The organism is Micromonospora sp. NPDC002575 (genome assembly GCF_042889525.1).
GTDB lineage: Bacteria > Actinomycetota > Actinomycetes > Mycobacteriales > Micromonosporaceae > Micromonospora > Micromonospora carbonacea.
Window position 1 is genome coordinate 14,437 of record NZ_JBIARA010000008.1, and the last position, 13,733, is coordinate 28,169.

Below are 13,733 nucleotides of genomic sequence, written 5' to 3' on the forward strand. Positions count from 1 at the left end.
TCAGTTCACGTGGTTCAGGAAGTTCTTCGTGCGCTCGGATGTCGGCGCATCGATCAGCTTCTCGGCCTCGTCGATCTCGACGATTCGTCCCTGGTCCATGAAGGCGACCCGATCGGCCACATCCCGCGCGAACCGCATCTCGTGGGTCACCACGATCATGGTCATCCCCCGTTCGGCCACGCGACGCATCACCGACAGCACCTCCCCGACGAGTTCGGGGTCGAGGGCGCTCGTCGGCTCGTCGAACAGCATGAGCTTCGGCTCCATGGCCAGCGCGCGGGCGATGGCGACACGTTGCTGCTGACCACCGGAGAGGTGACGCGGATACGAGTTCTGCAGGTGCTCCAGTCCGACGTCGGACAGGGCCGTCCGCGCGCGGACCACCGCCTCGCTCCTGGCGAATCCCCGGACCTTGACCAGCCCAATGGTCACGTTCTCGAGCGCGGTCAGGTGGGAGAAGAGGTTGAAGTGCTGGAAGACCATCCCGATACGCTGGCGGTACTTCGCGATCGCGGCCTCGCTGGGCTCGTGTAGCTCGCCCTTCCTGATCGTCGCGCCCGCGAAGTCGTTCTCCACCTGGATGTAGCCACCATCGATTTGTTCGAGGACGTTGACGCAGCGGAGCAGCGTGCTCTTTCCCGAGCCTGACGGTCCGATCAGGCACAGCACCTCCCCGGGCATGACGTCCAGGTCGATTCCCCTCAGGACCTCTGTCTCGCCGAAGCGCTTCCGTACGTCCCGGATCGTCACAAGTGGCCGCTGCTTCACTTCGACACCTCCCCGACCTTCGATTTCATCACTTTCCGCTGCGGCCCTGCGGACAGGGAGTACTTCTTCTCGATGAAGTGCTGGCCCATTGTCGCCACCATGACGATCACCAGATACCAGAAGCTGACCACCAGGAGAAGCGGGATGACCTTGAAGTTGGAGCCATAAATCTGCTGGGCCCGGGTGAGGAGGTCACCGCCACCGATCACCGCGACGAGCGAGCTCGCTTTGAGGAGGCTGATGAACTGGTTTCCCGTCGGCGGGATGATCACCCTGATCGCCTGCGGGATGACAATGGTCCGCATGGTGAGACCGCGCTTCATTCCCAGGACCTGAGCAGCCTCCAGTTGACCAGCCGGAACCGACATGAAGCCCGCCCGGATGATCTCGACCATGAACGCGCCCTCATGCAGGGAGAGGCCAATGATAGCGGCCGTGAATCCGGTTATCAGCGTGTTCGTATCCCAGCCGACTCCACCGAATTCGATCCGGGGAACGAAGAGCGCCGCGTTGAAGCAGAGCAGCAGAAGGACGAGGAGCGGCAGCCCTCGAAACAGCGCGACATAGGCCTTCACGAACGCGCGGAAGACAGGATTCCGGGACTCACCGAGAAGGGCGAGAAGGCAACCGATCAGCACTGCGATGACCTGGGAGATCAACGAGAGCTTGATCGTCATCCACAGCCCTTCCAGGATGGGATCGGCGAAGAGATAAGCGCCTACGACACCCCATTCCAGGTTGTCGTTCGTCACGAAGCCGTAGACGAGGATGCCCAGGAGCACAGCCGCGACCAGGCCGCTTATCCAGTAGCTCGGGTGCTTGCGCGGCCGAGGCTTTGCGAAAGGATCTCGCACTTCGACATCGACTGCCGGATTTACCACAGTTCACCTTCTCCTGTTTCTCGCTGGCGATGATCCGAGACGCCTGGGTGAGGTCCGAGGCCAGGGCGCCTCGCCGCGCTCGCAGCCCCCGGCCGACGCGGTCGACCCGTCTGCGCCAGGGGCAGTCCGGCGGCAGGTCTGGTGCGGCGGGCCTGTCGGCGCCGCACCAGACGCCGCGCTCCGCGAGCCCACCGTCGAGACGCCGCCGATCAGCTCGGGGCGGCACTCGGGGTCAGCGCGTGCCTCCGGTCAGGACCCGCACGCCCCGCAGATCTTCGGCAGCTCCAGGGGACGCTCGGTCGCCAGGTTGATGCCGGGCTCGGTCAATGCGATGTCCTTCAGTTCCCACTCCGACATGATCTTGTCGTAGGTGCCGTCCTTGATGATCGCCTCAAGCGCACCGAGCAGGGCCTTGGCAGTGCCGTCGGCATCGAGGCCCACCACGATGCCGACGTAGGTGCGCGACAGGAGGGGGCTCGGAACGATCTTGAACTGGCCGTTGCTGGCCTTCGCCTGCCACACTCCGGTCGCGGTGTTGGTGAAGGCGAAATCGATCCGGCCGGACTGCAGTGCGGTGTTCTGGTCGCCGGCGGTCGGAAAGTTGGTGACCTGCAGAGCGCCCTTGCCCACCGACTGGCAGTTCTTCGAGAACAACTCGGCGTCCTCGACGAACTCGGTCCCCGTCTGAACGCCCGCCTTCAGCCCACACGTGGTCAAGGGGTTCGCCGTGATGTTCTGCTTATTCTCCGAGGTCGTGATGACGCTCTTGGTGGCGTAGGCGTAGTCGACGAACTGCACCGTCTTCTGGCGTTCCGCGTTGTCGGTGATGCACTCCATCGCAGCATCGAACCGACCACTCTGGACCCCGGGCAGAAGGCCGTCGAAGGCGATCGCCTGCTGGCGGATCTCGATGCCGAGTCGCGGCGCCATGGCCATCAGGATGTCATGGTTGAATCCATCGATTTTCCCGGCGTCGTTGGTGAAGTCGCACGGCGGGTACTGCGGATCGGTCCCCACGGTGAGGAATCCCGCGTCGCGCACCTTCTGCGGCAGCAGCTCATTCAGTCCCGGAACGCGCTGGGAGTCGTCTTTCGAAGTTTCGGCCTCTGCCCCGCAACCGCTCACGAGGAGCGCGGTGGCGGCAAGCAGGGAGAGGGTGGCAGTCACTACACGGCTTCTCGGCATCGGGGCTCCTAGGGGATGCTCAAGACTGGAGCTGAAAGAAAGCATTCAACACTGGCGGAACGGTATCGCCTTCCATGCAGCACGGCAACCCCCTCAGGCACAGGATCCGAAAACGCACCACAACCGAAACACGACCGACTTCATGCCTCCTCCCGGGAGGCCGCCCGGTAACCGGATCCGCGCGACGCGTAATGACGAAATACGTCGATACTCGACTCCGTTCCGTCACTCTGGCCCCAGGAATACCGGAATTCGACTCCCATGACGGCGACCCGCCCGCGAGTAGCGGGAACGCCCGTCCCTCGGCTCGGTTCGCCAAGCCCCCGACGAGCCCCACCCAACGGGCCCGGGTGGCAGCCTGAGGTCATGAACATCGCCGCTCAGCGACGTCGCGGGGGGGGGGGCGGGCCCCCCCCCCCCCCCCAACCCCCCCCCCCCCCCCCCCGGGGGGGCCCCCCCCCCGGGGGCCCCCCCCGCCCCCCCCCCCCCCCCCCGACCACACCCGCCGCCCGCCCCCCCCCAGCGCGCGGGGTGGGTCGTCTCGGGGCCGATCACGCGCCCCCCCCGGGGGGGGGGGGGGGCGGGCCCCCCGCCCCCCCCCCCGCGACGAAGCCCACCAGATGACAGCAGCGGGGGACCACCGGTCAGGCGGCAGCCTCCAGCCGACCACCGACGACCTCGACGAACACCCCGTCGAGCACCTCTGCGGCAACGGCCTCCATCTCCCCCGCCATGATGCGGTCGTCCTCGAGGAATCCGGCCTTGGAGCGGACAAGGTCATAAGTGGGACGATTCGCCGGCGCCGCAGCGCCGCCGTTCCTCAGGTCCAGACCCTGAGCCGCGCACAGCAGCTCGATCGCGACGATGTACGCGGCATTGCGCACCATAGGGCCGAGGCGCACAGCAGCATGCGTCGCCATGCTCACATGGTCCTCCTGGCCTGCGGAGGTCGGAATGCTGTCGACGCTGTTCGGAGTCGCCTTGGCGCGATTCTCCGCCACCAGCGCGGCACTGGTGACCTGCGCCATGATGAACCCCGAGTTCAGCCCCGCATTGCCGACCAGGAACGGCGCCAACCCACTCATGGACGCGTCCATGAGCATCGCCTGACGGCGCTCCGAGATCGATCCGATCTCGCAGACCGCCATGGCGATGATGTCCGCCGCGTACGCGATGGGCTGGCCGTGGAAGTTCCCACCCGACAGGATGACCCCGTCGTCGGGGAACATCAGCGGGTTGTCGGAGACCGCGTTGACCTCCTGCTGGATCGTGTGTGCAGCGAACGTCAGCAGGTCCAGCGCCGCCCCCATCACCTGGGGCTGGCAGCGCAGGCAGTAGGGGTCCTGGAGCCGACGTCCCTCGAACTCCACGTCGAGGACCGCGCTGTCGGCGACCAGGCGCCGCAGGAGCCCCGCAACCCGGATCTGTCCGGCGTGCCCGCGGATCTGCTGGATGCGGTCGTCAAGAACGACCTGTCTGCCCGCCGTCGCCTCCAGCGTCAGCGCGCCCGCGGCCAGGCCGGCGTTGAACACGGCCTCGGCGCCGAACAGTCCGCGCAGGGCGATGGCGGTGGATGCCTGGACGCCGTTCAGGAGAGCGACCGCCTCCTTGGGGCCCAGTTCGACGGGAGCCAGTCCGGCCTTCGCGAGGCCGTCGACCGCGGTGTAGTCGACGCCATCGATCCGAACGCGGCCCTCTCCCATCAACGCGCCGGCGAGGTGCGCCAACGGCGCCAGATCCCCTGAGGCTCCGACAGAGCCCTGCGTCGGGATGACGGGGAGCACGTCAGCGTTGATCAGGTTCACGAGCAGCTCGGCGGTCTCGACGCGGATCCCGGAGTGCCCACGCGCAAGACCGATGAGCTTGATCACCATGATGGCGCGGACCGTCTCGTCGGGAAGCGGATCACCCACCCCGACCATGTGCGACAGCACCGAACGACGTTGCAGCTCCACGAGGTCCGAAGGTGAGATCCGCCGGTCCGCCAGCTTCCCAAAGCCGGTGTTCACGCCATAGACCACCTCTCCTCGGCTGATCGCGTCCAGGATCACCTGGTGCGCGCGCCGCAGGTTCTCCACTGCCTTGGGGGCGAGCGCCACCTGGACGGGGCCCCGGAATACGGGACGAAGCGTCTCCAGGCTTACATGTTCGCCGGTGACCGTGATGGTGCTCACGATGATCGATCCTCCTGTTGGCTGGCCTCTTAAGGATCACCTTCGACGGCCGCTCTAGCGACGGGAGCGACGGTGGCGACAGGCCGCCCGGTGACTCACGCCCTCGACGTCGACCGAAGACCTGACACTGACTGCAGAGAAGTATTCAGCTGCACCGGCAGCGTATGCCCTCTATGCAGAAGGGGCAACCTTCAGTTAGGTTGCCCGGGTGACCCAGTCCCGCGCCGTCGTCCTCGCCTCCCGCCCCGTCGGCGAGCCCGTCCACTCGAACCTTCGCCTCGAGACGCGCACGCTCCCGGCCGTCGGACAGGGTCAGGTGCTGCTGAGGACGATCTACCTCTCGCTGGACCCCTACATGCGGGGCCGGATGAACGCGTCGCGCTCCTACGCCAAACCCGTGGAGGTCGGCGAGGTGATGGAAGGCGGCACCGTCTGCGAGGTGATCGAGTCGGCCTCGCCCTCCTTCCGCCCCGGCGACATCGTTCTCGCGCACTCCGGCTGGCAGACGTACGCCGTGCAGGACGGTCGGTCCCTGCGCAGGATCGACCCGGCCAGGGGGCCGGTCTCGACCGCGCTCGGCGTGCTCGGCATGCCCGGTTTCACGGCGTATGTGGGACTTGTCGAGATCGGCCGCGTTCGCCCGGGCGAGACGCTCGTGGTGGCAGCCGCGACGGGGGCGGTCGGCTCGGTCGTGGGTCAGATCGCCAAGATCCAGGGCGCCCGCACGGTCGGCATCGCGGGCGGCGCCAGCAAGATGGCCTGGCTGCGCGAACTAGGGTTCGACGTCGCACTCGACCATCGCTCACCCGCCTTCAGGAGCGAGCTGAGCCAGGCCGTCCCAGCTGGGGTGGACGTCTATTTCGAGAACGTCGGCGGCGCCGTGTGGGACGCCGTCTTCGATCATCTCAACGACTTCGCGCGGGTGCCCGTCTGTGGCCTGATCTCCCAGTACAACGAGACCTCCGCGCCCGCTGGGCCCGATCGGCTCCCGCGGCTCATGAGCGCGATCAACACCAAGCGGCTCGTCGTCCAGGGCTTCACGCAGCGAGACTTCGTCTCGACCCACTATGCCGCCTTCCAGCGCGACATGTCGGCGTGGCTCTCGACCGGTCGGATCAAGTACCGCGAGGACTTTGTCGACGGGCTCGACAACGCCCCGGAGGCATTCTTCGGCCTCCTGAAGGGGAGGAACTTCGGGAAGCTCATCGTCAGGATCGGCGACGACCCCACCCGCCCGACGCCGTGACGGCCCCACCAGCGGCCTCGGTCACTCCTCGAAGACCACGAGGTCGGCGGCGTGTCGTTCGAAGCGCTCAAGCCCGTCCTGTGAGGCTCCAGGATTGGAGTCGGCCATGGCGTGCAGAAGCGCGGACGAGGCGATGTTCATCGCCGCGGACGTGTCGAAGAGCAACCCGCTCCCGAGCCTGACGGTGATGAGCTCATCGGTCTCGTGCCCGACGGTCCCGAACGATTCGTCACTGAGAACCGCGACCTTGATCCCGATCTGCCTCGCGTAACGCACCAGGTCGCAGGCCTCCCTCGGGTAGCGGGGAAGAATGAACGCCAAGCACCAGGTGCACCCATCCGCTGCGGCACGGGCGAGGCTCTCCTTCGCCTCCGTGTCACCGCTGTCGATCACGGAGATGCTCGGATGCACCTTGGCGCCGAGATAGGCGAAATGTTGGGCAAAGGAACGCGAGATCCGCAGCCCGATGACCGGCAGCCGCTTCGACGACATGAGAGCAGAACCGACCCTCGAGATCTGCTCTTCGAGGGTTGCCGACTGGCTGAGCCACTGAAGATTGGCCACCTCGGCCCCGATCGCCTCGGCCAGTGGACTTGCGCTCTCCACCGCCGGCGACCGGGTCGACATCTCGGAGCGGGCCCATTTCTGGAGCGCCCGCTTGAAGTCCGAGAATCTGGCGTAGCCGAGCGCCGCCGCGAAGCGTGAGACCGAAGGCTGGCTGACCCCGACCTGCCGCGCGATGCTCTCGCTGGTGAGAAAGGCAGCAGCGTCACGGTTGTCGATCACGTAGCGCGCCACTCGTCGTTGCGCTGGCGACAGCCGGGCACTGGTCAGACGCTCGTAGACGTCAGCCGATGCCGCGGCCACGGTGGCGGTCATTTCAAGCATCTCCTAGCGCAGATCACACGATCGGGCCGGTATGGCGCCTCGCCGACAAGGAGGGCCAGACTTCTGAAGCAAGCAACACAGGCGATAGGCCCACCGAGCCAATCTGTATAGCTTCATGCATGGTATCAGGAATCGGTATGCACCACTCCTGCGGACGGCCCGCCACCCAACACCATCCGGGCGAAGACCGCACATGGTGGCGCAGGTGGGCATGGGCCGGGGCGACGTTCTGATCGTCTTCTGGCACCGCGACCCCTGCACGCGACCTGGGACACCGTGGGAGACGGGCTGGCATCAGTGCCCGGGCCCGCCCCGCCAGGAGCCGCTGCGGTAGACCGTTCCCCGGTACTCCCCCGTGCCGCGCTCCGGGGCGTCCGGCGACCCGGCCGCGCTGCCGACGGCCGAACCACCCACGGACGGACCCGTGGCGGACGAGCCCGCGGACGTGGGAGACATGGCGGCGTCGCGGCGCGCGGCGCGGGACCGGCGTACCCGGGTGACGACGAACCACGCGACCGCGAGCGCGGACACCGCGATGACGACGTTCTGGAACGTGCCGGCGTACCCCTCGACCACGTGCCAGTTCTCGCCGAGCAGGTAGCCCGCCATGACGAAGACCGTGTTCCAGATGAGGCTGCCCAGCGTCGTGTACAGCAGGAACGTCAGCACCGGCATCCGCTCCACGCCGGCCGGGATCGAGATGAGACTGCGGAACACCGGGATCATCCGGCCGAAGAACACCGCCTTGACGCCGTGCCGGAGGAACCACGCCTCCGTGCGGTCGACGTCCTCGAGCTTGACCAGCGGCAGCTTGGCGACGATGGCCCGCATCCGGTCCCGGCCCAGCATGGCGCCGATCCAGTAGAGCGCCAGCGCGCCGACCACCGAGCCGAGGGTGGTCCAGCCGATCGCCCCGACCAGGCTCATCCGTCCCTGGCTGGCCACGAATCCCGCCAGCGGCAGGATCACCTCGCTGGGGATCGGCGGGAAGAGGTTCTCCAGCGCCACCGCCAGCCCGGCGCCGGGGCCGCCCAGCCGTTCGACCAGGCCCGTGACGAATCCGACCGGTCCGTCGGACCCGGGTTCGGGACCGGCGGCGACCGTACGAGGGAAGGGCAGGAGCGGCTGCGTGCTGATCATCCGACAACGTTAGTGACCGTTCGCGCCGGCTGCCACGCCCCGGTCGGCGGTAGGAGGGCGGGGAGGGCCGGTGCGTACATCGTGGACGGCCCGCGTCGGTGCGGCCCGTCAGCCCGCCGCGTCGTCGCGCGCCCCCGGGTATCCGGTGAGCAACTCCCGGAGCCGGGCGGCGGTCTCCGCGCCGATCCGGTCGCGCTCGGCCGCCTCGGCGATCTCCTCGTGCAGTTTCCGCAGGTGTTTCGCCCGGTCCTTGAGCTTGCCCCGGTCCAGCTCGGCGACCTCCTCGCGCAGCTTGTCGGCGGTCTTGCGGTCGATGTCGCCGCGCGCCTGCGCCTCGTCGATCAGGGCGGTGAACTCGGCGGCGAGCTGGCGCAAGGTGACCGGCCACGGTCGTGCGGTGGTGGGCGGGGCGGCGGCCGACGGGGGCGGATCGGCCGGCTGCTCGTCGGCGGGCGCGACGGTCTTGGGCGACCCGGACGGCGGGTCCGGGGCGCCGTCGTCGAGGGCGAGCAGCGCGACCACGACGACGAGCAGCGCCATCCCGGCGGCGACGAGGACGCCGAGCAGGCGGTTGCCCTGACCCGGGCCGCGCGGCGCGCGCCGAACGGGCTCGGCCGCCGGAAGGCGCTCGGCCATCGGGACGGGCGGGAGCACCGGGACGGGCGACCGCCCGGGTCGGGCGGGGGCTGCCCAGGTCCCGGCGCGATCGATCAGGGTCGGCGGATGCTCCGTGGGCGTCGGGACGGCGGGCCGGGTCGGGGCCGACGCGCCGGCAGGCCGGGTTCCGGCCGCGGGTTGCGTGGCCGGCGTCGAGCCGAACCGGCGGGCCAGTTGGGCGGCGGTGGGTCGCCGGGCCGGATCGGCGTTCAGACAGGCGAGGGTGAGCGCGGCGACGTCCGGGGGCAGCCCGGGGACGCGCAGCGGCGGGACCTGCCGACGCTGCGTGTGCGCCTCGATCGCGTCCGCCCAGGTCTGCACGGGCAGCGGGGCACGGCCGGCGAGGGCGCGGTAGAGCAGGGCGCCGAGGGCGTACACGTCGCTGGCCGGGTCCGGCGGCCCGGGGCCGAACCGCTCGGGGGCGAAGTATGCGGGGGTGCCCATCATCGGCTCGTCGCCGGGACCGACGCGAGGCTGGTGCGGACCGACGCGAGGCTGGTGCGGACCGACGCGAGGCTGGTGCGGACCGGTGCGCGGCTGGGGTGGCCCGGGAAGGGCGGCGATGCCGAAGTCGAGCACCTTCGCGCCGCTCTCGGTGAGCATGATGTTGGCGGGCTTGATGTCGCGGTGCACCACGCCGATGCGGTGCGCGGCGGCCAGGGCGGCGGCGACCTGCCCGGCCAGCCGAACGGCTTCGGGCCAGGGCAACGGGCCGGAGGCGAGCCGGTCGGCGAGGCTGCGCCCCTCGACCAACTCCATCACCAGGTACGGCACCACCGTCCCGCCCCCGAGGGCGGCCTCGCCGTAGTCGTACACCTGGGTGACGTGCGGGTGGGTGAGCCGGGCGGCGGCCCGGGCCTCGCGCTGGATGGTGGCGCGCAGGTGCGGGTCGGCGGCGAGCTGGGCCGCGAGCGCCTTGACCGCGACGGGGCGGTGCAGGACGTCGTCGTCGGCGAGCCACACCTCGGACATTCCGCCGAGGCCGATGCGCTCGCGCAGGACGTAGCGGTCGTGCAGCCGGAGGGCGGGCGTGAACGGCGACATGGTGGTCCAGTCTGCCTGCCGGCCGGTGCCGGGCACCAGTCGCGGTGCCCGGCGCCGCCCGGTGGGATCAGGGCTTGCGGGCCACGGCCCCGTACATGCTGACGTCGACCACCGAGGGCCGGGGCTGCGGCTCCCGCTCGGCGCGCCACTGCGCGATCGAGACGATGCCCGGGTCGACGAGCTCCAGGCCGGCGAAGAAGCCGGCGAACTCGTCCCGGCTGCGCAGGCTGATCATGTCGCGCGACCCGCCGGTCCGCGTCGCCACGATGGACTGCTGCGCCACCTGCTCGGGAAGGTGGTCGTAGGTGGCGTGCGAGGCGGCCAGGTAGCTGCCGGGGGGCAGCGCCTCCAGCAACCGACGGACCACCGCGTACGGTTTGTCGGGGTCGGGCAGAAAGTGCAGGATCGCGACCAGCATCAACGCCACCGGCTGCCCCAGGTCGAGGGTGCGGAGCAGGTCGGGGTGACGCAGGATCCGCTCCGGGTCCCGCAGGTCGGCGTCGATGTAGGCGGTGGCGCCCTCGGGCGAGCTGGTCAGCAGCGCCCGGGCGTGGGCGAGCACGATGGGGTCGTTGTCGACGTATACCACTCGGGCCTGCGGGTCGGCGGCCTGGGCGACCTCGTGGGTGTTGTCGGCGGTGGGGATGCCGGTGCCGATGTCGAGGAACTGCCGGACGCCGGCCTCGCGGGCGAGGTAGCCGACGGCCCGCTTGAGGAAGCGGCGGTTCTCCAGGGCGGCGGTGCGGATGGTCGGGAAGGCCGCGGCCATCGCGTCCCCGGAGTCGCGGTCGGCCTGGAAGTTGTCCTTGCCGCCCAGCAGGTAGTTGTAGCGGCGGGCGGGATGGGCCACCGAGGTGTCGATCCGGTCGCTGGGGTGGGCGGGACCGCTCGAGGTGCCGGGGGCATCGGTGGTCAAGGGGTGCCTCCATGGCTCTGCGCTGACCTGTTACGCCGGCGTCCGTCCACTGTCGCCGATGTCGACCATGGTAGAGGCAGTGCGGGCCGCCGCCCCGACCAGGGAACCCGCTACTGCGGGTAGAGCTCGTCGCGCAGCCGGGTGAGGAGTTCCGGGGTGCGCTCCGGGGGCTCGGCCTCGACGCAGAGCCGTTCCATGGCCGCCGCGTAGTAGTCGAGGTCCTCGCGCTTGTCGAGGTAGATGGCGCTGGTGAGCTGCTCGATGTAGACGATGTCGGGCAGGTCCTGGTCGCCGAAGCGCAGGATGGTGAACGCGCCACCGGCGGCGGCGTGGCCGCCCGCGTCGAACGGGATGATCTGCAACCGCACGTGCGACGCCCGGGTCGCCTCGATCAGGGCGGTGAGCTGGTCGCGCATGACCTGGGCCCCGCCGATCGGCCGGCGCAGCGCCGCCTCGTCCACGACGGCCCACAGTTGCGGCGGCCGCGGGCGGTGGAGCAGCTCCTGGCGCTGCATCCGCAGGCCCACCCGGCGGTCGATCTCGTCCGCCCCGGCCCCACGGTGCCCGAGCAGGACGACGGCCCGGGCGTACTCCGGGGTCTGGAGCAGGCCCGGCACGAACTGCACCTCGTAGCTGCGGATCAGCGCGGCGGCGGCCTCCAGGCCCAGGTAGGACTGGAACCACGACGGCAGCACGTCGCCGTAGCGGTGCCACCAGCCGGGGCTGTTGGCGTCGCGGGCGAGCTTGAGCAGGGCCTCCCGCTCGGTGGCGTCGGTGACCCCGTAGAGACTGAGCAGGTCGGCGACGTCGCGCTCCTTGAAGCCGACCCGACCGAGCTCCATCCGGCTGATCTTCGACTCGGATGCCCGGATCTCCCAGCCGGCGCCCTCCCGGGTCACCCCGCTGGCCTCCCGCAGGCGGCGCAGCTGCGCGCCGAGCAGCATCCGCAGCACGGTTGGGCCGGTGGCCGGGCCACCCTCCGTGGGAACCATCGTCACGCGCCGACCTCCGCTTGCTGCCTTCGTCGCACCGGGCCCCACCCCGGCCGACGTGTAAGCATGCCATGGACCGACAGTGAGGTGAACCCGGCCGGCCGGCGTTTCGGTCCCGTTGACGGGACGCAGCCGAGAGGTGACCCAGGGTCAGTCGATCAGGTGGTCGAAGTCGCCGTCCCTCGCGCCGAGGACGAAGGCCGCGATCTCGTCGTGGGTGTAGATCAGCGCCGGACCGTCGGGGTAGCGGGAGTTGCGGACGGCGATCCCGGCGCCGCCGGGAAGCTCGGCCAACTCGACGCAGTTGCCGCTGGGATTGCTCCGTCGACTCTTCAACCAGGTCAACGGGGGGAGCTGCGCGGTGGGAACGCCGTTGCGGGGCTGCTGCATGGGGCATCTTTCTTGTCAAGAGCCTGCCGATGCCGCGGGGAGGAGCGGTGTGCTGGCGGGGGGCGGGGTTACGACGGGATTCGCTGCACGTGCATCTGCTATTGCATCTGCACCGGACAGCGAGCATGATAGCTCAACGAGGGTGTACCCAGGTGTTCACTTTGGGTTACCTCACCTGGGGCTGTACCAGGGAAAACAGGAGCCCCACGGGCACCGGACGGCAGCGGTCGGGCGCGTGGGCAGACGCGGTGAGGAGGGTTCGTGCCGGATCCGTTGACCATCGCGTCCGGCATCTCGGCTGCCGGAGCCCTGGTCTCCGCGTGGCAACTGCGCCGCCGGGCCATGCTGGCCGAGGCCGAGATCGAACACCTCCAGGCGGAGCTGGCCGCCGAACGACACGCCGCCAGCCACGACCCGCTGACCGGGCTGCCCAACCGGCGGGCCTTCTTCCGGCTGGCCGCGACCCTGCTCACCGACAGCGCGGGCCAGCCGCTGATCGCCATCGTGCTGGACCTGGACGACTTCAAGCAGGTCAACGACCGCTACGGGCACGCCGCCGGGGACCAGGTGCTGATCAGCGTGGCCCAACGACTGGCCGCCTTCGCCGGGGACAACCTGGTGGCCCGCCTCGGCGGCGACGAGTTCGCGGGCCTGCTGGCCACCCCGACCGTCGACCGGCGCTGGATCGAGCACGCCTCCCGCCGGCTCTGCGAGTCACTCGCCGCGCCGATCCCCCTCAGCGGCCTGAGCCTGCGGGTCACCGCTTCCGTCGGGCTCGCCCCGGTCACCTGTTCGACCCAGCTCACCGAGGCGCTCGACCGCGCCGACGCGGCGATGTACCGGGCGAAGAGCGTCGGCGCCTCCCGCTCCGCCCGCCAGCTCGTCGACAGCGCGCGCCTCGCCGAGTGCTGACGCTCGACCAGAGGGCCCCGCGGCGGGGCGGCGCGGCTCAGCGCCAGCCGTAGCCGGCGCGCAGGGCCTGGCCGACGCGGTCGAAGCGCGCCCGGTCCAGCACCGCGCCCTCGCGGCGGATGCTGTCCTCCCGCATGGTGAGGACGCGGTCGAGCCGCACCCAGCTGGGCCGGTTGTCCCGGTCCCAGGCGCCCGGGCCCAGCGCCAGCCAGTGCCGCTGGCCGTCCCGCTCGCCCTGGCTCGACAGCATCAGGCCGAACAGGGTCCGGCTGGACCGCCCGACCACCAGCACCGGGCGGTCCTTGCCCTGCCGGGGGTCGTCCTCGTAGGGGACCCAGGTCCAGACGACCTCACCCGGGTCGGCCTGCCCGTCGGGCTCGGGGGCATAGCTGAGCTCCCGGCGCTGCAACGCCGTGACCTGCCGACGCCGCGCCACCTGGGCCGGGATCGGACCGGGGGTACGCGTCGGCGCGGCCCCGCCGCGGGCCACCCGCCCCAGCCGGGACGCCACACTCCTCAACAGACCTGCCACGGCGGGCA

13 protein-coding genes are annotated in these 13,733 nt (G+C 70.0%); 2 read left to right on the forward strand and 11 right to left on the reverse strand.

From position 1 onward, the window contains the following. The 4 genes from ACFYWL_RS14330 to hutH form a co-directional block, all read right to left on the reverse strand. On the reverse strand, nucleotides 1-768 hold the full coding sequence (locus tag ACFYWL_RS14330; RefSeq protein WP_386972070.1) for an amino acid ABC transporter ATP-binding protein: 768 nt from the start codon (nucleotides 766-768) through the stop codon (nucleotides 1-3). After that, on the reverse strand, nucleotides 765-1,649 hold the full coding sequence (locus tag ACFYWL_RS14335) for an amino acid ABC transporter permease (RefSeq protein ID WP_386972073.1): 885 nt from the start codon (nucleotides 1,647-1,649) through the stop codon (nucleotides 765-767). Before ACFYWL_RS14335 ends, ACFYWL_RS14330 begins: the two co-directional genes overlap by 4 nt. A 249-nt stretch (nucleotides 1,650-1,898) precedes the next feature. Continuing rightward, on the reverse strand, nucleotides 1,899-2,816 hold the full coding sequence (locus ACFYWL_RS14340; RefSeq protein WP_386972076.1) for an ABC transporter substrate-binding protein: 918 nt from the start codon (nucleotides 2,814-2,816) through the stop codon (nucleotides 1,899-1,901). 662 nt (nucleotides 2,817-3,478) lie between these two features. Continuing rightward, nucleotides 3,479-5,008: a histidine ammonia-lyase gene (gene hutH, locus ACFYWL_RS14345; protein WP_386972079.1), complete on the reverse strand. Its 1,530-nt coding sequence runs from the start codon at nucleotides 5,006-5,008 to the stop codon at nucleotides 3,479-3,481. Nucleotides 5,009-5,216: 208 nt separating this feature from the next. Between hutH and ACFYWL_RS14350 the strand changes: the two genes are divergently transcribed. After that, nucleotides 5,217-6,254, forward strand: a complete 1,038-nt coding sequence (locus ACFYWL_RS14350; protein WP_386972083.1) for an NADP-dependent oxidoreductase — start codon at nucleotides 5,217-5,219, stop codon at nucleotides 6,252-6,254. A gap of 21 nt (nucleotides 6,255-6,275) precedes the next feature. Here the strand turns inward: ACFYWL_RS14350 and ACFYWL_RS14355 are convergent, their stop codons facing one another. From ACFYWL_RS14355 to ACFYWL_RS14380, 6 genes are all read right to left on the reverse strand, one after another. Next, nucleotides 6,276-7,133, reverse strand: coding sequence for a MurR/RpiR family transcriptional regulator (locus tag ACFYWL_RS14355; RefSeq protein ID WP_386972086.1), 858 nt, complete (start codon nucleotides 7,131-7,133; stop codon nucleotides 6,276-6,278). 303 nt (nucleotides 7,134-7,436) lie between these two features. Next, nucleotides 7,437-8,282 carry a DedA family protein gene (locus ACFYWL_RS14360; protein ID WP_386972088.1) on the reverse strand — a complete coding sequence of 282 codons (846 nt, stop codon included), beginning with the start codon at nucleotides 8,280-8,282 and terminating at the stop codon, nucleotides 7,437-7,439. Nucleotides 8,283-8,390: 108 nt separating this feature from the next. Continuing rightward, the gene (locus ACFYWL_RS14365; RefSeq protein ID WP_386972091.1) at nucleotides 8,391-9,983 is read right to left on the reverse strand and encodes a protein kinase; all 1,593 of its coding nucleotides are present in this window, start codon (nucleotides 9,981-9,983) and stop codon (nucleotides 8,391-8,393) included. Between the two features lie 67 nt (nucleotides 9,984-10,050). After that, nucleotides 10,051-10,899 carry an SAM-dependent methyltransferase gene (locus ACFYWL_RS14370; protein WP_386972094.1) on the reverse strand — a complete coding sequence of 283 codons (849 nt, stop codon included), beginning with the start codon at nucleotides 10,897-10,899 and terminating at the stop codon, nucleotides 10,051-10,053. A gap of 110 nt (nucleotides 10,900-11,009) precedes the next feature. After that, complete coding sequence (locus ACFYWL_RS14375; RefSeq protein ID WP_386972599.1) at nucleotides 11,010-11,843, reverse strand: helix-turn-helix domain-containing protein; 834 nt, start codon at nucleotides 11,841-11,843, stop codon at nucleotides 11,010-11,012. A 198-nt stretch (nucleotides 11,844-12,041) separates the two neighbouring features. Then, complete coding sequence (locus tag ACFYWL_RS14380) at nucleotides 12,042-12,281, reverse strand: DUF397 domain-containing protein (protein WP_386972097.1); 240 nt, start codon at nucleotides 12,279-12,281, stop codon at nucleotides 12,042-12,044. A gap of 261 nt (nucleotides 12,282-12,542) precedes the next feature. Between ACFYWL_RS14380 and ACFYWL_RS14385 the strand changes: the two genes are divergently transcribed. Then, nucleotides 12,543-13,193, forward strand: a complete 651-nt coding sequence (locus tag ACFYWL_RS14385) for a GGDEF domain-containing protein (RefSeq protein WP_386972099.1) — start codon at nucleotides 12,543-12,545, stop codon at nucleotides 13,191-13,193. 37 nt (nucleotides 13,194-13,230) lie between these two features. On the opposite strand, the gene ACFYWL_RS14390 is transcribed toward ACFYWL_RS14385, so the two are convergent. Continuing rightward, nucleotides 13,231-13,725 carry a type II toxin-antitoxin system PemK/MazF family toxin gene (locus ACFYWL_RS14390; protein ID WP_282326428.1) on the reverse strand — a complete coding sequence of 165 codons (495 nt, stop codon included), beginning with the start codon at nucleotides 13,723-13,725 and terminating at the stop codon, nucleotides 13,231-13,233. Between the last annotated feature and the right edge of the window lie 8 nt (nucleotides 13,726-13,733).